The 255-nt window shown below is 60.4% G+C and carries 1 pseudogene; it reads left to right on the top strand.

The window, feature by feature from the left end:
- A pseudogene (locus ACZYOF_RS44700) lies at positions 1-255 on the top strand (IS630 family transposase); the annotation flags it as partial.

The following is a 255-nucleotide window of genomic DNA, read 5'->3' as shown; positions in this document are numbered from 1 at the left end:
CTGCCGGGTTTGCGCGCTGGAACGGCCCCCTGCTGGCGGAGGCGCTGGGCGACGTCGACGTTCAATATGTCTGGCGCTTCCTGCGCGAGCACAAGATTGATCTTTCGGTTCGCAAATCCTGGTGCGAGAGCAACGACCCCGAATTTGCGGCCAAAGCCGCCGATGTTGTTGGTCTTTATGTCGATCCGCCTGCAAAGGCCATTGTCTTGTGCGTCGATGAGAAGCCATCGATCCAGGCCCTGGAGCGCGCCCAAA

The sequence above is a fragment of the Bradyrhizobium sp. LeoA1Lang genome, from assembly GCF_055413685.1.
Note: the sequence above shows the minus strand (reverse complement) of the source record. Positions and strands in the feature narration are given on the sequence as shown.